General features: G+C 50.9%; 12 protein-coding genes. 6 read left to right on the top strand and 6 right to left on the bottom strand.

The window, feature by feature from the left end; translation table 11 throughout:
- Positions 1-643: 643 nt before the first annotated feature.
- Positions 644-2,641: an adenylate/guanylate cyclase domain-containing protein gene (locus tag FJM74_RS19730; RefSeq protein ID WP_187264358.1), complete on the bottom strand. Its 1,998-nt coding sequence runs from the start codon at positions 2,639-2,641 to the stop codon at positions 644-646.
- A gap of 301 nt (positions 2,642-2,942) precedes the next feature.
- Here FJM74_RS19730 and FJM74_RS19725 point away from each other — a divergent pair, with 301 nt between their 5' ends.
- Positions 2,943-4,127 carry a Pycsar system effector family protein gene (locus tag FJM74_RS19725; RefSeq protein WP_187264357.1) on the top strand — a complete coding sequence of 395 codons (1,185 nt, stop codon included), beginning with the start codon at positions 2,943-2,945 and terminating at the stop codon, positions 4,125-4,127.
- Between the two features lie 247 nt (positions 4,128-4,374).
- Here the strand turns inward: FJM74_RS19725 and metG are convergent, their stop codons facing one another.
- Entirely contained in the window at positions 4,375-6,414 is a 2,040-nt protein-coding gene (gene metG, locus FJM74_RS19720; protein ID WP_187264356.1) for a methionine--tRNA ligase, read from the bottom strand.
- Positions 6,415-6,555: 141 nt separating this feature from the next.
- On the opposite strand from metG, the gene FJM74_RS19715 reads away from it, so the two are divergent.
- The gene (locus FJM74_RS19715) at positions 6,556-6,771 is read left to right on the top strand and encodes a hypothetical protein (protein ID WP_187264355.1); all 216 of its coding nucleotides are present in this window, start codon (positions 6,556-6,558) and stop codon (positions 6,769-6,771) included.
- Between the two features lie 251 nt (positions 6,772-7,022).
- Here FJM74_RS19715 and FJM74_RS19710 read toward each other — a convergent pair whose 3' ends face one another.
- On the bottom strand, positions 7,023-7,361 hold the full coding sequence (locus FJM74_RS19710) for a hypothetical protein (RefSeq protein ID WP_187264354.1): 339 nt from the start codon (positions 7,359-7,361) through the stop codon (positions 7,023-7,025).
- Between the two features lie 905 nt (positions 7,362-8,266).
- Here FJM74_RS19710 and FJM74_RS19705 point away from each other — a divergent pair.
- From FJM74_RS19705 to FJM74_RS19695, 3 genes are all read left to right on the top strand, one after another.
- A complete protein-coding gene (locus tag FJM74_RS19705; RefSeq protein ID WP_187264353.1) occupies positions 8,267-10,084 on the top strand; it encodes an ABC transporter ATP-binding protein in 1,818 nt (605 codons plus the stop codon).
- Between the two features lie 295 nt (positions 10,085-10,379).
- Entirely contained in the window at positions 10,380-11,246 is an 867-nt protein-coding gene (locus FJM74_RS19700) for a DUF2911 domain-containing protein (protein ID WP_187264352.1), read from the top strand.
- Positions 11,247-11,368: 122 nt separating this feature from the next.
- The gene (locus FJM74_RS19695; RefSeq protein WP_187264351.1) at positions 11,369-12,304 is read left to right on the top strand and encodes a class I SAM-dependent methyltransferase; all 936 of its coding nucleotides are present in this window, start codon (positions 11,369-11,371) and stop codon (positions 12,302-12,304) included.
- A gap of 735 nt (positions 12,305-13,039) precedes the next feature.
- Here FJM74_RS19695 and FJM74_RS19690 read toward each other — a convergent pair.
- From FJM74_RS19690 to FJM74_RS19680, 3 genes are all read right to left on the bottom strand, one after another.
- Entirely contained in the window at positions 13,040-14,755 is a 1,716-nt protein-coding gene (locus FJM74_RS19690) for a sodium:solute symporter (protein ID WP_187264350.1), read from the bottom strand.
- A complete protein-coding gene (locus tag FJM74_RS19685) occupies positions 14,752-14,892 on the bottom strand; it encodes a hypothetical protein (RefSeq protein ID WP_187264349.1) in 141 nt (46 codons plus the stop codon). The genes FJM74_RS19690 and FJM74_RS19685 overlap by 4 nt, the downstream gene beginning before the upstream one ends.
- Before the next feature lie 490 nt (positions 14,893-15,382).
- Positions 15,383-17,941 (bottom strand): PIG-L family deacetylase, encoded by a 2,559-nt coding sequence (locus FJM74_RS19680; RefSeq protein ID WP_187264348.1) that lies wholly within the window; start codon positions 17,939-17,941, stop codon positions 15,383-15,385.
- A 439-nt stretch (positions 17,942-18,380) separates the two neighbouring features.
- On the opposite strand from FJM74_RS19680, the gene FJM74_RS19675 reads away from it, so the two are divergent.
- Positions 18,381-19,085, top strand: a complete 705-nt coding sequence (locus FJM74_RS19675) for a hypothetical protein (RefSeq protein WP_187264347.1) — start codon at positions 18,381-18,383, stop codon at positions 19,083-19,085.
- Positions 19,086-19,189 lie beyond the last annotated feature (104 nt).

The following is a 19,189-nucleotide window of genomic DNA, read 5'->3' as shown; positions in this document are numbered from 1 at the left end:
ATGGTATAAGTGAAGCAGTAACAGAAAAATTTATAGCTTTTTTTGTTGAGTACATAGCTGCCCATCGGTACAGCTGGCTTATTTTTGAGACTCATAAAACAACTCATTTTAGAACAAAATGCAGTTACGGCAGCAACTCATAACACTCGAACCAAGATATAACTAAAATCAGTCATACAAAAGAAAGTAATACAAAATTATATATTATTCCATCGTAAATAAAGGCTGTTTTTCCTCTCCAGCACTGCCTGTGGCGCTGTATCAGTACAGGGCACAAGGGCACGATCTGTTGCAAACGACAGTAACAAGCTCCGGAGGGGCATTTTTATTAGAATAATTGCCCCTGACCCCGGAAAGCAAACTTTTGCGCAGCATGGCCTGGCGCAAAGGCACGGCCCGTTTTTGAGGTTGCGTGGTTCTGGATGCAACGGCTGAAAGGGCAAAGTAGCAGGAAATAGCTGAACCGAATAACCCGGCACATCCTGTGTTAATACATGGATCGGGAAAAGGCGCTGCCCGGCGTTCTGACGAGCACGCTCTACTTGAGAAAGCTTTCTTCCTGATAAAAGAAAAAGCTGCCGGGGGAGCCCGGCAGCTTTTCCAGGAAACCTATCTGCCTTAACCGGCTGAGCAAGGGTGGCTATTATATGTGGCTGCCCTGAGCTAACAGCTTGTGCGAGTACTCCATGCGTTCCAGCAGCTTCTGGTAGCGAGGATCCTCTCTGAGGGCAGCAGGAATCCAGTGCTCATATTTGATCGACACCATCAGCGGTTCATGTTCCTCAAGCCCTTTATTAAGAAAATGGAAAGCCTCGTTTAGGTTATCTTGAAGCCAGGAAGCCGCAATTCCTATTACTGTGCACACCACATATTCTTTTTTGGCCCTTTCCTTCAGGTCGCCTAGTTCTTTTTGGGCTCTTTCGTAGTCACCTTTCTGGCTGAGCGCCATAATCAGGCCGCCGTGCGTAAAGCTATGCTTATTCGACACCTCCATTAAGCCCTCAAAAACAGTTATCGCCTCCTTATACTGTTTCAGAAACAGGTAAGAATAGCCTGTGTACAAATGGCACAGGTAAGAATTGGCGTCAAGCTCCAGCCCGGTTTTGCAGGCAAGGAGCGCCTCACTAAACTTGCCGGCCGCGTGTAAGATCTGGGCATGTATTCCATAGCAGAGCGCGCTCAAGGGCTCCAGCTTTATGGCCATTTCTCCGTGTTCTTGTGCCTTCGCAAAATCCCCTTTCATCCAGGCCAGGTAGCTCAAACCGTATCTCAGATGCACATGGGCATAGTTGGGGTTTAGCTCCAGCGATTTCAGAAAGTTTTTCTCTGCCTCGGGCAGGTTCCAGATATAGCAGTAGTAAGACCCAAGCGCACAATACGCTTCGCTGAGCTCCGGATTAAGCGTCAGGGCTCTTTCTGCTGATTCCCTGGCTCTGGACATCACCTTTCTTGGTGGCAGCAGGCCATAGAGCCCTGCCATCATGCAGGCGTCTGCATAGGCCGTGTGGGCCAGGGCAAAGTCAGGGTCTAACGCTATCGCCTGCTCCAGAAACTTGATGCCGGTAAGAATGGAGGTGCCACGCCTGTTTACATAGAACCGGCCTTTCAGGTACAATTTATAGGCATCCGTATTCTGGGTATGGGCTTTTTCTATCTTGCCCCGGCTTCTCTCCGATAACATCACCTTCATTTTTGCTGTAATGGCTTTCGCAATTTCATCCTGGATGGCAAATATATCGTCCAGCTTTCCGTCATATCTCTCAGACCACAGATGGAAGCCATCGTTGACCTTGATGAGCTGCACCGTAATCCGGAGGCGGTCGCCCTGTTTCCGTACACTGCCTTCCAGCACGGTGCTCACGCCCAGCTTCTCGCCTATTTCACGCAGGTCTATGTTCTGCCTCCTGAACCGAAACGAAGAGGTGCGGCCCGCCACCTTCAAATCTTTCAGGCTGGACAATGAGTTGATGATCTCCTCCGCCACCCCATCGCCAAAATACTGCTGCTCCGGGTCGTTGCTCATATTGATGAGCGGCAGCACCGCAATACTCTTTACCGGTGCCCGCTTGTGTATCTTTTTCCTGGTCTTCGTCTTTTTTTCTTCTGTTTTCCCTTTCAGTGTATAGGGGCTGGGCTTTACCAGCTTATCATGGTCAAGAGCGAACACTTCTACCTCCTGCTCCACATTCTTGAATTGGTAGGTGCCCACCGAGTAGGACTTTATATCCGGATGGTTCCGGATTTCATTATTAATTTTATCTGAGATCAGAACACTGCCCGCCACCCCCAGCGACTCGATGCGGGAGGCCAGGTTTACCCCGTCTCCAAACAGCTGCTCCTCATCAAACACCACATCGCCCATGTGCAGGCCTATCCGAACCGGTACCCGGGGAGGCTCCGCAAACATCAGCTGCATTTTTAAGGCACATTCTACGGCTTCAACCGCACTTTGGAATATGCTGAGCGAACCGTCTCCGTAATACTGCACAATGCGGCCATGGTATTCCTCATGCTCCTGCTGCAGCACGTCCCGATGCCGGTTCTTTAGTTCCAACGCTTGCTGCTCACTGTGCTGCATTACCGCCGTATATCCTTCGACATCGGTAAACATAATGGCGGCCAATTGACGGTGGTGGCTCATAAAACCGGGTTTTTTACAAAATATCAATCACTGATCAGACTACAAATTATACACGTCCATAACCCATATATTATATTTACGAAAATAAAACCAAAAAGAACACAAGCTGTTAAAACATTGTAAATTAATTAGTTATGTCTATATTCAAACTTTATATATTTAGTCTTACGTAGTTTTATCACTATAATTTGCCGTTTTTTAGGATACCTTAAATTGTAATTCATTTTTGATTTAATGATATAAGATTAATTTTTATTAAAATCGTATATAAAGATCAGAAGGAGATATAAACCGGGTAGCCATGATAGACGAAGATATTCTGGAGAAGGCCAATGCGTTTGTAGGCCACCGCCTTTCGGGCAATGGCGCTCAGGATGCATTAGGCGATCATCTGAAGCACACCAGAGCTTTAGTGGCTGTGGCAGAGGCGATCAGCAAATTCTGCGATTTTAATGAGCAGGACACAAGGCTGCTCATGCTGGGCGCCTGGCTGCACGACCTGTATTTTGATGAAGCCGACGAACTGCTGGATGAGCAGAAACTGGTGCCCGTCTACGAGTTTCTGGTGAGTTGCGGCCTTACCAGGCCTGAGATCTTGAGACTGCATCAGAGCATAGCCACCACACGCTACCCGCAACAGCCACAGGATTTGTTAGACGAAGCGCTCTGCGATGCGGTGGCGAGTTTTCTGGCCTCAGAAGATTACCTGAGGCAGGCCGAACAGAAAGCCGCAGACACCAGCACAAAAATTGGCCAGTACGATTGGATCGAACAGCATTTAACACTCCTGAAAAAACATTACTACCATACCAAATATGCCAAACGCGCTTTCTCGGCAGGCAAAGATAAAAACATGAAGGCGCTGAAGAAACAGCGCAAAGACCTTAGCAAAGACAACGCCGAGCTGGAGAGACTCTGGGAGGAAAACAAAGGCTTAAAAAGAGATCTGAAAAAGGAAAAGGAGCAAAAAGTGAGCAAGGGCATAGAAACCATGTTCAGGACGACCATGGCCAGCCACCTTCAGTTAAGCGTAATAGCCGACAGCAAGGCCAACATGATGATTTCGGTCAATGCCATTATCGCCTCCATCATGATTTCTTCTTTCTTCAATAATTTCCAGGATGTGCCGCACTTGCTCCTTCCTTCCATCCTGCTCACGGTGGTGTGCCTGCTAACTGTTATTTTTGCCATACGCTCTACGCGGCCAAACATCAAAAATACCGCTGTGCCCGAACACAAAATAGACTTCCTGTTTTTCGGAGACTTTGTTCAGCTTAAGCCTGACAGCTACCGGGAAGGAATCAGGAACATTATGCGCGACCACAACCTGCTCTACAACAGCATGGCCGACAACATTTACCTGCAGGGGCTGGTACTGGCCAGGAAGTACCGCTTGCTGAAGCTCTCCTATACTGTTTTTGCCTTTGGGCTTGGCCTGGTACTGATAAGCTATATTGTTGCCTGGCTATTTCTTCCACACCATTGAGTTTCTGAATACGTGAATTATTGTGTGATTGTGTAAATAGGTGAATGCGGGGGGTGGTTCACTAAGGTGGTGCTGCTACATGCCGGCGTTCGGGATTATTCTAATCAATTTGGCCCTCCGGAGTGTTCTGCTGCTCCTCAGTAGCCAGTCCTGGAGCCTGTTATACTGATCCCAAGGCTGGAAAAAACAAAACACCTCACCCGCCCTATGGCAAGTGAGGTGTTTCTGGACTAATCAGGTTGCCGAACTACCTGACGCCTCCGCCATTTACTATTTTTTTGCTCGGCTGCACAAAAGCCAATGAGCCATCTGCGTTTTCGGCCATCAGGATCATGCCCTGGCTCGTGATGCCTTTGATATCGCGGGGGGCCAGGTTCACCAGAATGCTTACCTGCTGGCCTATGATCTCCTCAGGCTTAAAGAACTCGGCAATACCACTCACCACCGTGCGCTGATCAAGGCCGGTGTCGATTTTCAGTTTGAGCAGCTTTTTGGTCTTGGCCACCTTCTCCGCCTCCAGAATGGTTCCGATGCGGATGTCCATCTTGCTGAATTCATCGAAGGTGATATTTTCCTTGGCTGGCTCTACCACGGCACTGTCCGCCTGGTTGGCTTTCTTGGTGTCGAGCAGCTTCTGCACTTGCGCTTCAACGGCAGCATCCTCTATTTTTTCAAATAGAAGTGCCGGGGTGCCAATGGTGTGGCCGGCGGGTAACAGGTCGGAAGCTCCGGCAGCTGCCCACTTGCCTACCGGCAGGTTCAGCATGTCCGACAGCTTTTGCGCGGTGGCAGGCAGGAACGGCTCCATTAGAATGTTGAGGCTGGCAGATATCTGCAGCGCAATGTTCAGAATGGTTTTTACACGCTCCGCATCTGTTTTTATCAGCTTCCAGGGCTCCGTGTCGGCCAGGTACTTGTTGCCAAGGCGGGCCAGGTTCATGAGCTCGCTCAGCGCCTCGCGGAAGCGGTAGCGCTCCACCAGGTCGGCAATGGTAGCCGGGAAAGCCTGCAGCTGCGCCAGCACTTCTTTATCCAGCTCCGTCAGTTCGCCACGCTCAGGCACGGCTCCTGTATAGTACTTTTGGGTGAGCACCACGGCCCGGTTTATAAAGTTGCCGAGTATGGCCAGCAGCTCGTTGTTGTTGCGGGCCTGAAAATCTTTCCAGGTAAAGTCGTTGTCTTTGGTTTCGGGGGCGTTGGCGCACAGCACATAGCGCAGCACATCGCTTTTGCCCTCAAAATCCTGCATGTACTCGTGCAGCCACACCGCCCAGTTGCGCGACGTGGATATTTTGTCGCCCTCCAGGTTCAGGAATTCGTTGGCAGGCACGTTGGCAGGCAGCACATAATCGCCGTGCGCCTTGAGCATGGCCGGGAAAATAATGCAGTGGAACACGATATTGTCTTTGCCGATAAAGTGTACCAGCTTCGTATCCTGGTCTTTCCAGTACAGTTCCCAATCAGGGGTCAGGTCTTTGGTAGCGGAGATGTAGCCGATCGGCGCATCGAACCACACGTAGAGCACCTTGCCTTCAGCACCGGGCGCAGGCACGGGCACGCCCCAGTCCAGGTCGCGGGTTACGGCACGCGGCTGCAGCCCCTGGTCTATCCAGCTCTTGCACTGCCCGTACACATTCGGTTTCCAGTCCTGCTTGTGCCCCTCCACAATCCATTCGCGCAGCCAGGGCTCGTACTCGTTTAGGGGCAGGTACCAGTGCTTTGTTTCGCGCATTACTGGCACAGCGCCGCTCAGGGTACTTTTGGGGTTGATGAGGTCGGTGGCGTTGAGGGAGGTACCGCAGCTCTCGCACTGGTCGCCATAGGCATTCTCGTTGCCGCACTTGGGGCAGGTGCCCACTATGTAGCGGTCGGCCAGGAACTGCTGCGCCTTCTCGTCGAAGTACTGCTGCGTGGTCTGCTCGATAAACTTGCCGTCTTCGTAGAGCTTCTTAAAGAAGCCGGAGGCGGTATCGGCATGTGTCTGGGAAGAGGTGCGGCTGTAGATATCGAAAGAAATGTTGAAATCCTCGAAGGAGTTCTTGATGATCTCGTGGTACTTGTCTACTGCCTGCTGCGGCGTAATGCCTTCTTTCTTGGCTCTTATCGTGATCGGGACGCCGTGCTCATCGGAGCCGCACACGAATTTCACATCGCGCTCCTGCGAGCGCAGGTAGCGGGCATAAATATCGGCCGGAATGTACACCCCCGCCAGGTGGCCAATGTGCACCGGCCCGTTGGCATAGGGTAGCGCCGCCGTAATGGTATATCGTTTGTAATTTTCAGCCATGTTTCTCTTAAAAAAGCAAATATACAAATACAGACCGAATGCATTGTGGAGACCTGCGGCTCTTGCCGCTATAAAAACAGGAATTTAGCTGCCTTCGCCAAGGTTTTTCCGTAAGGTATACTTTCAACAGCAAATAATACGATGAGGAATACCGAAAATTCAAGGACCAGAAAAGACGGGGGCGATACCCTGGGGGAAAAGGACCGGCAGCAGAAAGTGGAAAAAGACCCGGCTCCAAGAGAGGCCGACCGAGAATCAGAGACCACGCCCCCGGAAAACGAAGTGTATGTAGACATGGAGCCAGACGAGCTGCACCCCGACGAGGAGCCGCTGGATGTAAGCGAGGAAGATAAGTAAAACAGGAGCAGCACCAGCAGGAGTTGACATTAGCAGAGGGCCTTTTTTATTTAAATAATTAATGTCCTGCAGTGGGTGAAACATCCCCCTACCCCCTTCAAAGGGGGACTTTTCCTGCATGAGTTATTTTTATCCTAACTTCAATCATCAATAAATAATTTGTGTGCCGCAGCGGCGGCAGATTATTTAAATGAAAAAGGCCCTCTACACCATCTAACCGCACGACGCGCTTAGCTCCTGTTTCTAATCAATTACTCTCCCGGATTAACCCGTGGCCGCACCGGCCAGGCCGTTCTGTGACTGGTAGAATCAACGGGGGCTCCCTCCACACGTTGCGACCGCTCTGTGGTTGGCGTGGTAGCTGGCCCATGGTGGGTGGGCTCCTCTATGTTTATTTTCCGGTTCGTTTCGCTGGACTGTGTATTCATCTGCCTGCGCACCTGGTCCAGGTTTCCGGTGCCTTGCTGCACCCTTCGGTTATGATCCGGGTTTGGCAAAGGCTCCTGGCTTCCGCCTTCTGATAAGGAGGTGCAGGACACCGCTCCTGCCAGCACCGTCATCAGCAAACTCTTACATATCACCTTCATCATCTTTATATCGTTACAATACCTGTTTCTTCTGCGAACTTCTCCTAAAGTATACGATCAAAAAAGTATAATAACCGAGTTTAATGGGTTAATGGCTAATTTGGAGATGTGGAGATGTGAAGATTTGGAAATGGTTTGATTGGCTTAGAGTAACGGAGCCATCCATCTTCTGGCACCATCATCAGGACTCCCTTCTTCCAAATATGCGCTGATCCGGCAAATTCTTGGGGTGGGGGGTCCAATAGAAAGATTAGGACAAAAAAGTCTTGCGTCTTATGTCCTGCGTCCTGTGTCTTACAAAAGGCTCCGGAGGTCCAAATTCATTAGAATAATCCAAGTTGTGCGGTAGCAGCCCTAAATAATGTGGTGCGGCGGGTAACTACAAGTCAGATACAGTTGCCAGGTGCAAAGAGTGACGATTTTTTGTTGGGGGTAGGGGCCCTCTACAAAGAGCGTTCAGCGAGTGGGGGAAGGGGCCCCCGACAAGCAAAATCGTCTTGATTTTTTTGGTTCTTTTTGTATCAAGACAAAAAGAACAAAGACACGGGCCATGAAACAAGCTGCTTTTGCCATCAAGTCTTAACAAGTGGCTATGCCAACTTAGCCCCAGGCCAGTGGCCATTGCCTTAGGCTTTCGCCCACAAGATCCTTTCAGGAGGACAAAGGGACAAAGTCAGAAAGGCTCTCTACCGCACAACTTGGGTTAGAATAATTACGCCCGGTCCGCTCACGAGCAAAACATATCCTGCTGATATCCGGCTAAATCCCGGCAGTTTTCTTACCTTTGAAATATTTTGCGGCAATGTGGCATTTTATAGAAGCTTCGGCTGTTATAGCATTCACATACTTCTGCTGCTGAAGTTTCGCCGAGCTGAAGCAGCGATAACAAGTACTAATAACATTTATTAATGGCAAAACGCGGATTTGGTCCAAACAGAGCATCTGACGGAGAAAAAGGCAAACCAATAACCAAAGAAAGCTTTAAACAGGGTCTCCGGGTATTCCGGTATGTGCTTCCTTATAAGTACAAATTTATTATAGGCCTGGTGTTCCTCACCTTCTCCAGCCTCACCTTTATGGGCTTCCCGTACCTGGTCGGCAAACTTTTCGATACAACTGCCGGCGATGCCTCCGCTTCCTTCGAGAACATTAACCTGATTGCCTTGGGCCTTTTTGGCATTATGGTGCTCCAGGGCATTTTCTCGTTTTTCAGGGTGTACTTTTTTGCGCAGGTAAGCGAAAACGCTGTAGCCGATATTCGTCGTGACCTCTACAGCAAATTTATGCTGCTGCCCATCTCTTTTTTCGAGAAAAGGCGCGTGGGCGAAATTACCAGCCGCATCACCACCGATGTGGCGCAGGTGCAGGACGCCATGTCGATTACGCTGGCAGAACTGTTCCGGCAGGTGATGACGCTGGTCGTGGGTGTTGCCATCATTATGTGGACCTCTATTAAGCTGTCGCTGTTTATGCTGGCCACCTTCCCGGTGCTGGTGGGGCTGGCCTTTGTGTTTGGCAAAAAAATAAAAGCCCTTTCTAAAAAGACGCAGGACGAGCTGGCCCAGACCAACATTATTGTGGAAGAAACGCTGCAGGCCATTAACACCGTAAAAGCCTTCACCAACGAGCTATTTGAAGTAAACCGATACAGAACCACGCTGGCCAGAGCCGTAAAAACAGCCTTGTCTGCTTCTTATTTCAGAGGAGCCTTTATCTCTTTCATCATTATCGGCCTGTTTGGAGGCATCATTCTGGTGATCTGGTACGGTGCCACCCTGGTGGCCACCGGCGAGATACTGCCCGGCGACCTTATTTCCTTTGTCCTTTACACCGTGTTTATCGGTGCGTCGGTAGGCGGCCTGGGCGACCTGTACGGCAAAGTACAATCCTCTTTGGGGGCAACGGAGCGCATTCTGGAAATACTGAACGAAAACGAGGAGCCTACCAACCGGACCCGCAACTTGCTGGCACCGGTGCCCAAACTGCACGGCGACATCAGCTACCACAACGTGGCCTTCTCCTACCCCACCCGCCCTGATCTGCAGGTACTGGGCAATATTAACCTCAACATCCGCTCAGGCGAGAAAATAGCGTTGGTCGGGCCAAGCGGTGCGGGCAAGTCTACCATTGTGCAGTTGCTGATGCGCTTCTATGATGTGCGCAGCGGCGGCATTACTATAGATGGCCACAACATCCAGAACCTGGACCTGAGCACGCTGCGTGGCAACATCGGCATTGTGCCGCAGGAAGTGCTGTTGTTTGGCGGCAGCATCCGCGAGAACATCGCCTACGGTAAACCAGGCGCCACAGAAGCTGAGGTAATAATGGCCGCCAAAAAAGCCAATGCCTGGGAGTTTATCCAATCCTTCCCCGAAGGGCTGGAGACGCTGGTGGGTGAGCGCGGCATCAAACTATCCGGCGGACAGCGCCAGCGCATTGCCATTGCCCGCGCCATCCTGAAGAACCCGGCCATCCTGATCCTCGACGAAGCCACCAGCTCCCTCGACTCGGAGTCGGAGCACCTGGTGCAGCAGGCCATGGACGAGCTGATGCAAAACCGAACCACCATCGTGATAGCGCACCGCTTGGCCACCATCCGCAAAGTAGACAAGATTCTGGTGATAGACGGAGGCGAGATTGTGGAAGAAGGCCCGCACGAGGTCCTGTCTATGAACGACAACGGCATCTACGCCAACCTGCTGAGGCTGCAGTTTGAATTGAGCTAAGCTCTAAAGAGGCCAGATTTGTCTGAATTATTTGAATGGTTAAGGCCCTCCGGAGGCTCTGCCGCCGCTGTTGCTGCTGATGGTCTAGCCTAAAAATAGCACTTTGGCAGCTGTTCCTGTTGCCTCCTGATGGAATGATAAAAGCAGTCAGAAGCCTTTTAACAACTGTTAATTCCTTATCTGGCGAGGTTTGGGCATAATTTCTGCTTGTTTCCTTGGGTGGCAGCTATGGTTTTAGCCCAATCTTTTTTGTAATATTACTGCCGGAAAAATACATCCATCAACTCAATACCTTATGAAAAGAACAATAATAGGCTTCGCGTTATCAGCGGCTCTTTTACTAGGTGCAGGTGCAGCACAAGCCCAGATCGCCATGCCGGCCGCCAGCCCTGCTTCTACTTTAACTCAGAAAGTAGGATTAACAGATGTAACGGTAAACTACTCGCGCCCATCGCTCAAAGGTAGATCAGTAGGAGCCGAGATCGCGCCTTACGGCTCTATCTGGCGCACGGGAGCCAACGCCTCCACCAAGCTTACCTTCAGCGATGAAGTAACGATCCAGGGCAACAAAGTGCCTGCAGGCGAATACGCGCTCTACACCATTCCGGGCGAAAACGTCTGGACGATCATCCTCCACAAAAACACCAAGCACTGGGGCGATGGCGGTGCCAACTACAAGCAGGAAGAAGACCAGGCACGTTTTACAGTGAAGGCAGAGAAAAACCCGCGTAAAGTGGAGAGCTTCACCATCAACTTCGCCAACCTCAAGAACAACGCAGCCGACTTAGAGTTGCTATGGGGCAACACCGTGGCTTCGTTCACGATCGAGACGGACGTAGACAGCAAAGTGATGAGCCAGATTCAGGAGAAAGTAGTGAACGGCACCAACGTAGCGCCGGGCGTATACGCTGCCGCCGCCAGTTACTACTACGACACTAACAAAGACCTGAAGCAGGCAACCGAGTGGATGAAAAAAGCTACCACCGAAGATCCCCGCTTTTACTGGCTTTACACCCTGGCCCGCATGCAGGCGCAGCAGAAAGATTACAAAAACGCCGTAAAAACTGCCGAGAAATCTTTGGCCGGTGCCAAGGCTGCCAACGAGCAGGCTTACATCCGCATGAACGAAAAATCCATAGCGGAGTGGAAGAAGATGAAGTAAGACCAACAGCCTATATTTAGCTCCATTTTATGAAAAGAATGGCAGGTAAATAAACGCTTACCTTATTTGAAGCCCCTGCTATGCCAGGGGCTTTCTTTTTTTAAACCTGTAACCGAACGTAATTGGACAACCAAGAAGACAAACAACATTCTGAAGAACACCTGGGCCCGGCCCGGGAATACTGGTGGAACGAAGACTACCTGGAGCTGCTGGCCAACCGGCTGCACCTGCCCTACACCCAAACCCTGGTCGATATCGGCTGTGGCAAAGGCATGATGGGCTTTAAATTCTCGCGCTACCTGCCCAACGGAGCCACCGTATATGGCGTGGACTATGAGCCGGGCTACATTGAGGAGGCGCGGCAGCGGGCCAAAAGCATGTACCAGCAGCATGATGTGGAGTATATATTCAAGGTCGGCAACGCCACCGATATTCCCCTGCCCGATGCCATCTCCGACCTCACCCTCTGCCAGACACTGCTGATCCACGTGAAAAACCCGCAGCGCGTAATCCAGGAGATGATCCGGATCACCAAACCGGGCGGCTGGATTCTGGCCCTGGAGCCCAACAACCTCGTGCCCAACCTCATGTTCGACCGCTACGGCGAAACCGATTTTGATGTGGAAAGCACGCTGGAGGTACTGGAAATAAAGCTGCGGATAGAGAAAGGCAAAAAGCAGCTCGGCGAAGGCTTCAACTCACTCGGCGACGTAATTCCGGACCTCTACCTGAAAGCAGGCCTGGTGGATACCAAAGTCTGGATCTCTGACAAAGCCTTAGCCATTATTCCGCCCTACGACACCCAGGAGAAGATGCTGCGCGTGGAGCAGATGCTGCAGTGGATAGAATCGGATGCGATGGGCTATGACTACCAGGACAACCTGAACTATTACATGGCCGGCGGCGGCGAAAAAGACAAATTCGATGCCTACTGGCAAAAGCTGCTCTACAACAAGATCACCCTGAAGCAGAAGCTGCTCAAAGGCGAGTACATATCGGCAGGAGGCAGCCTGGTGTATATTGTAGCCGGCCGCAAACCAAGGCCTTCGGAGGCTTAGTTAAATGTAGGATTGTAGATGTTAGACTTATTCACCGGGTTAGCGCCGCTTGATTTAGGATAATCTTGCAACAGTTTCATTTCGAGAGCATACGCCTTGTTTAGGTGCTTTAAACAGGAATGACAAGAAAGTTCACTCAAGCGCTCTTTTGGGGATCTTAATCCGAAAGTTATCTGGTGAGGATCCCCAGATCCACGTAAACCTGTTTTAAGTTGCAACTTGTCATTTCGAGAGCGTACACCTTTTTAGGTGTTAGAAGTTGAAGATGACAGTTCTGCTACTTATGCGTGGCAACTGTGCATCCGATGCCCTCTTGCCGCCTGTTTTATAGCTGCCTCATGCGCTCCTCGGCCGCATGGCCGCGTTTTCGCTTTCGTCGCTGTCTACGTGAACCTGCCCTCGCTCCGCTGCGGGCTGCCACTAGCGTGGCACCGGAACACGTAGAAGGCTCCTACAGCGAAAACTGGAGAAAGCATTCCTTCGAGCCAGTTCCAAAATCTGTCATTGGTACGCAAGGAGAAATCCGAGTTAGTATCAGAATTGCTTTTTATGCCGGATTTCTCCTGACGTCGAAATGACAATACAGTATAATTATTTGAATGATTTTGCCCCTCCGGAGGTACTGCTGCTCCTGCTGCTGCTTGTTTGTCTGAATCTTTATATAAGGCCTCAACCCAGGAATTTTCAGGATGGGCCATCCAACATCATGAGGCCTCTCAAAACATTTCACCTACCTCATCCCATTTCCAAATCTGAAGAAGCAGGCTTGTTCCGGTTCAGTATAAACTGAATTACAAATCCGAACAAAATCACAAAGAAGCACCCGATTACGTTGAACCACAGAAAGGCAATGTCGGTGAAGTAGTAGCAATAAAGCACAATGGCCTCCGCCAGCAGGGCCGCTACGAAAACAGCATTTCCTTTGATGTATTTGAAGTAGAAGGCTACCAGAAAAACACCCAGAATGGTGCCGTAGAAGATCGAGCCGATGATGTTTACCGCCTGTATCAGGTTATCGAGCAGCGATGCGTAAGTAGCGAACATAATCGCTATTAAGCCCCAGGCAACGGTAAAAACCCGTGAAGAAAAAAGGTAATGCGCCCCGTCGCCATCCTTCTTGAAAGAGCGCTTGTAGATATCCACCACTGTTGTGGAAGCCAGCGCATTCAGTTCTGAGGCTGTAGACGACATGGCCGCCGAAAGAATGACCGCCAACAGCAGCCCCACCAGCCCTACCGGCAAATAATTGGTTACAAAAGACAGGAAAACATAGTCCGTGTCTTTTGTTTCGGCATCGGGCAGCGCTTTTTTGATGACACTTTTCACCTCTGTCCGCACCTCGCGCGCCTGCTGCTCCAGGTCCAGTGCCCTGGCGGAGGTCGCATCTGCCAGGGCCTCGTCTCCTGCTTTCAGGTTGCCAACCAATTCGCGCACGGCCGCCTGCTTCTGCACCGAAATGGCCATGTGCTGCTCTTCCAGCTGCTGCAGCTCACCGCCGTATGAGGTGGCTTCTGCCCTGGCTTTGGTTGCCTGGTTAAAGAAAACGGGCGCCTGGTTAAACTGGTAAAACACAAACACCATCACGCCGATAAACAGAATCAGGAACTGCATCGGGATTTTGAGCAGGCCATTAAACAGCAAGCCCAGCCGACTCTCCGCCAAAGAGCGCCCCCCGATATACCGCGATACCTGCGATTGGTCAGTTCCGAAATAGGAAAGCGACAGGAACAAGCCCCCCGTGATCCCGGACCAGAAGTTATAGCGATCATCCCAGTTAAAGGAGAAGTCCACGATGTTCATTTTACCCATCTTACCTGCCACTGCCACGGCATCGCCAAAGGAAACGTCGGCAGGCAGGAACTTCACCACCATAAAGCCGGCCACGAGCATCCCTCCCATCATCACTGCCATCTGCTGCTTCTGCGTAACGCTTACAGCCTTTGTTCCTCCCGATACGGTATAGATGATCACGACCATGCCAATAACCACATTGGTGATGGTGAGGCTCCAGCCAAGGATAGAAGAAAGGATAATGGCAGGGGCATAAATGGTGATCCCTGCCGCCAATCCCCGCTGAATCAGGAACAGGAGCGCGGCTAGGGTCCGGGTCTTCAAGTCGAAGCGGGTCTCCAGGTACTCGTAAGCCGTGAATACTTTGAGCCGGTAAAAAATGGGGATAATGGTGACAGAGATAATGACCATGGCAATGGGCAGCCCGAAATAGAACTGCACAAAGCGCATGCCGTCTTCATAAGCCTGGCCTGGAGTAGACAGGAAAGTGATGGCGCTGGCCTGGGTGGCCATTACAGACAAGCCGATGGTCCACCACTTCATGCTGTTGTCGCCTTTCAGGTAGCCCTCTATGTCTTTGCTGCCGCGCGTTTTCCAGATACCGTAAATCACGATAAAACCTAGCGTACCCGCCAGGACCAGCCAATCGGGTAAACTCATGCGTAAAACCTGGTTATCAGATAAAAAATGAATATGGTGAGCGCCAGATTACCCAGCACGAGCAGGTACAATTGTTTCCAGCTGCCCAGCAAGGGGGGCTTGTCTTCCTCGTATGGTCGTTTTTCGTCTTCTGTCATAGGTTCGCTCAATAGTAGGGAAGCTGGTGCTTGGCCAAGTTAAAAATTCGAAATTCAAAAGTAGAAATGATGGCAGCTTTGCGAGCATTCAACCTTTCTAAAAAAGCCAAATTAGAAGCATACTATGTGCCCTCAGGTAACTATTGCCGGGTCCGTTTTAGAGGAGAAAGAAGTATGTCTTTCGGAATTATTCTAATCAAAACAGCCCTTCGGAGACCTCTTCTGCTCCTGCTGCTGCCCGCATAGAACAGTTTTTACTTGAATGTACCTGGTACGCCCTAAAGGTTATCATATCGGGACTGGCTTCCACTGCAAATAATTTGTGCCAGAGAAAACACACGGCAACGGCAAAAGGTAAAGCCGACAAAGAATTATTCAGGCAGCGCTAAGCACATTGTAAAATAAAAAATCAACCCTAAGGTTACTGAAAAACAGCTATGAGCAATCTTAATAATTCAGAAATAAAGTTGACTGCCTGCATACTGGTTTCTTATTGCGCCCGGCCGCTTGCCCCTGTTGCTGTAGATGCCTTGCCGGAGGTGGTATCTGCTTTGCCCAGCGAGATCAGGTTTGCAAACAGTCTGTAAGCGCCCGGCACCCCCGCCGGCAACTGCCGGAACCAGGAGTAGCCGGTATAAATATAATTTCCTTTGCCGTAAGCCGCCACCAGCAGGCCGCCATCGCGGGCCGGTTCCCCCGGGTCGTTAGACGACAGGATGGCCTCAAACTCATTGCCCCATTCGTTCGGAAAATACAGACCGCGCTCCTGCACCCAACCTTCAAAATCTTTTGAGGTAATCCGGTTCGGAATGTTTAGTACCGGATGCTCCGGCTTTAGCATCCGCACTTCAGCCTGCTCCACGGCCACCCGCTCGCGGGAGATCTGCAGCGGGAAGGGAGCGATATCGGGCGTCACGAGTCCGGAAGAGGTGTTGTACTGTACAATCAGGTTGCCTCCTTCCTTTACATAATCCAGGAGCAGGGGCTGGTGGTGCCGTAGCCGGTCTATGGTGTTGTAGGCCCGCACGCCGAGCACAATGGCATCGAACTGCCCAAGTGTTTCGGGTTTCATGTCTTCATCTTTCAGGATCGTGACCTCATAGCCGATCTGCTGCAGGTTTGCCGGCAACTCATCTCCGGCTCCCATTACGTACCCCACCTTGTCGCCGCGCTTCTGCAGCTCCAGCTTTACGGCTTTGGCCGCGGCCTCCGGGAAAGTGGTCTGGGCCGGAATGTGGCTGTACTGTATTACATTCAGGCCTTGGCTGTAGGTCTTTCCGTCTACAGTAGCCACGGCCTTGAGCGTTACTTCCTGCTGCCCCTGCGGGGGGTATACCATAAACTTAGCCGCCTGCTCTGCTCCTTTGGCTTTCAGGTTTACAGGAAGGGAAGCCGGCTCCACCCGCCAGCCCTGCGGCAGCGACAGGGCTACATTACCATTCACATTAGACTTGCCACTCTTTACCAGCACCTGCACCTGCTTGGGCGCCTGGTCAGCAAACATGTATACTTTTTCGGCTATATTCAGGAAAACAGGTGGTGTGATCTCGAAGGGCCGGTAAATTTCACCGTCAACCGGATCGGTGCGCTTGTGTACGACCGGCACCGTGTAGGAGATTGGCTGCCCCGCCACCAGCACCGAAAAAACCACCGGCGCCACTGGCCTGTTTTCGGGTAGGCCCACCTCCTGCTGCCCTTCTATGGCAAACATACCCAGCGAGCCTGGCTTGCGGAGCCAGTACGGTTGCGAATAAGGCACTGAGGCAGGCACTTTGGCTGCGAGCGGAAGCATCAGGGCTTTGTTTTTCTCCAGTGGAACAGCCAGGGTAGTGTCTTTGTTTGTTAGATCTATAGTAATAGCCTGCAAACTCACCGGCACGGCCGACCGGTTCACGGCCTCCACCTGCAGCCGCACCGCCTCTCCTGGCGCCACCGCAAAATCAGAAGCTGTAACCTCCAGGTACAGCCCCAGCGCATGCTTAATGACCTGTTCCAGTTCCTGCAGTTTTACTTGCTTCCAATAGCTGTCGGGTAGTTTCTGCAGCTCGGTTCTGGCTACAAGTAAGGCCGGAACGGCGGCCGCAGGGTTCTCGGCTTTAAAGCTATCGGCAGCTCTCTGAAAAAGCCTGGCTATTTTGTCGCCACCTTTCACACGGCTCCAGCTGGTGTTGATGCCTTCAAAAAGATCTTTCTGTGCTTTGCTGCCCTTGGTGTGCTCCATGTACTCTATAGCACTGCTGCGGGAGCTGCTGGCACCAAAACCCTGGCTTTTGTGCATGCTGCGGCTCTCGGCGGCGATCTCCGGATACGATTTGCCCAGGAGCGGGTTAAACTTGCCTACATCCAGCTTCAGGAGCTGTGCACCATAGGCCTCGAACTCCTCCTCACTCCGGAACGACCAGACGCCGGTATTCCAGACCAGCCGTTTGGGTTGCCACACCTCTACCTGCTTTAGCTGCTCCGGGAAACGTTTTTTGTCGCCGGCTGCTTCAAAGGCCTCCCCGGCCAGGATGGCTGAAGCGGTATGGTGGCCGTGCGTGCCAGACGGCAAAGGTGAGAAACGGGTAATGAGCACATCAGGCCGGAACTTGCGGATAACCCACACCATATCGGCCAGCACCTGCTCCTTCTCCCAGATCGTAAATGTTTCCTGCGGATTTTTAGAGAAACCGAAGTCGTTGGCCCTGGTAAAGAACTGCTGCCCCCCGTCGGTACGGCGCGCCTGCAGCAGCTCCTGCGTCCGGATAATGCCCAGGTCTTCGCGTATCTGCGGCCCGATCAGGTTTTGGCCGCCATCGCCACGGGTTACAGACAGGTAGCCGGTGTTGTACAGTTCCTCGTTTGCCAGGTAAGCGATCAGCCGGGTGTTTTCATCGTCGGGGTGAGCGGCAATGTAGAGCACACTCCCCAGCACGTTCAGCTTTCTGATGTCCTGATATAATTTGGCCGAGGTAGGCTTGGCCGGCATCTGTGCCTGCACAACATCAGGAATAAGCCAGCTCAGGGAAGCCAGACAGTATACTCTGAAAACAAATAGGAATATTCTCATATAGCAAAAAAAAGAAAAACTTTTGGGCCGCTCCGGGAGTTGCCGTAAAGCTACTTAAAATAACTGTTCGAGTAAGAAGCAGCTGCATTTTCTGTTCCGTTTTCAGGCAGCACCCGGTGCCTGCCGCACTGGTAGTTGCAGGTTTAATAGCATCAGAAGTTCAACAACATATACCGGATCTAATTGTTATACAGCTTTAAAAAAAATATATATTTGGGCTACTAACATGATTATATCTATATTCGACGTTAAAACAAAAATATTTATTGATTATTTTAAATTAGATTTATATTTTTGACCCGTTTTAAAGCTATTCACATACTTCGTTCTTTAGATAGGGAGTATAGAACTGCTGATTTCTGTGTAAGTTACCCGCTTAACAAACTTAGCTGCTAAACCTATAGTTCTATCCTTATACTTTATCTCGCCTCAGACAAGTATGTCAAAACATAGAAGCCCCAAGATTGAAGATTTTGCTTACGATTTCCTTCAATCTCATTACAAAGCCACTTATACAGCAACTTCTATTAAAGTTAGGCATAAAATTAAAACCAAAGCTGATGCCGAAGTTGATGGACTGCTATTGTTTGACACCGTAGACAATGCCCCGTTTTGTGCTGCCGTAGTTACGGCAGGCTCCTCTGACCTGGCCCATATTCTTATCCGCTATAAAAAGAAAGGCCTGAGCAAATTCCGCTTCCTGACCTCTGGAGCCATGCTATTTGGTACTGCCTTCTTGCTTTCTGGCCTACTGCATTTGGCATTGGCTGCCGGCATAGCCGTACTTGCTGCCCTTGCCACCCTTATCTTACACTCCACTGTCGAAACAAATCAGCTTAAAAAGAAAATTGGGTGCATGGTACATAACCTGCGCAATTTTCCGGCAAACGAGCAGTGGCTGGGGATCTCTATCAGCAGCCTTATATTCAGAAACAACCTACTGGCGCACCACCTCCTGACGCTCTGCCGCCAGCAAGGCATTGGGGTGCTTACCGTTGGCCAACGGGCTAAAGTGGTACTGCTGCAGGAACCAAAGGCCGTACAAAGCCAGGGAGCAAATTTTGTGTCTAATTACGTGCTGCCAGCAGAAACGAAGCCGCTAGACGACAAAAAGGAGCCAGGCTCGAACCTCAGGGTAGCCTGACACACGCATAAGCGTTCCTTATCAAACAAAGCCGCATGTTGCTGAAGTATTCTGCAACATGCGGCTTTGTTATGGAGTAGAATAGCATGCGATTAGAAGCCAGA

Origin of the sequence: Pontibacter beigongshangensis (assembly GCF_014332515.1) — a bacterium.
Lineage (GTDB): Bacteria > Bacteroidota > Bacteroidia > Cytophagales > Hymenobacteraceae > Pontibacter > Pontibacter beigongshangensis.
Note: the sequence above shows the minus strand (reverse complement) of the source record. Positions and strands in the feature narration are given on the sequence as shown.

Bases quoted from the DNA above. Each gene is read 5' to 3' on its own strand.
- FJM74_RS19730 (WP_187264358.1), bottom strand. From the start codon at position 2,641: ATGAGCCACCACCGTCAATTGGCCGCCATTATGTTTACCGATGTCGAA.
- FJM74_RS19725 (WP_187264357.1), top strand. From the start codon at position 2,943: ATGATAGACGAAGATATTCTGGAGAAGGCCAATGCGTTTGTAGGCCAC.
- metG (WP_187264356.1), bottom strand. From the start codon at position 6,414: ATGGCTGAAAATTACAAACGATATACCATTACGGCGGCGCTACCCTAT.
- FJM74_RS19715 (WP_187264355.1), top strand. From the start codon at position 6,556: ATGAGGAATACCGAAAATTCAAGGACCAGAAAAGACGGGGGCGATACC.
- FJM74_RS19710 (WP_187264354.1), bottom strand. From the start codon at position 7,361: ATGATGAAGGTGATATGTAAGAGTTTGCTGATGACGGTGCTGGCAGGA.
- FJM74_RS19705 (WP_187264353.1), top strand. From the start codon at position 8,267: ATGGCAAAACGCGGATTTGGTCCAAACAGAGCATCTGACGGAGAAAAA.
- FJM74_RS19700 (WP_187264352.1), top strand. From the start codon at position 10,380: ATGAAAAGAACAATAATAGGCTTCGCGTTATCAGCGGCTCTTTTACTA.
- FJM74_RS19690 (WP_187264350.1), bottom strand. From the start codon at position 14,755: ATGAGTTTACCCGATTGGCTGGTCCTGGCGGGTACGCTAGGTTTTATC.
- FJM74_RS19685 (WP_187264349.1), bottom strand. From the start codon at position 14,892: ATGACAGAAGACGAAAAACGACCATACGAGGAAGACAAGCCCCCCTTG.
- FJM74_RS19680 (WP_187264348.1), bottom strand. From the start codon at position 17,941: ATGAGAATATTCCTATTTGTTTTCAGAGTATACTGTCTGGCTTCCCTG.
- FJM74_RS19675 (WP_187264347.1), top strand. From the start codon at position 18,381: ATGTCAAAACATAGAAGCCCCAAGATTGAAGATTTTGCTTACGATTTC.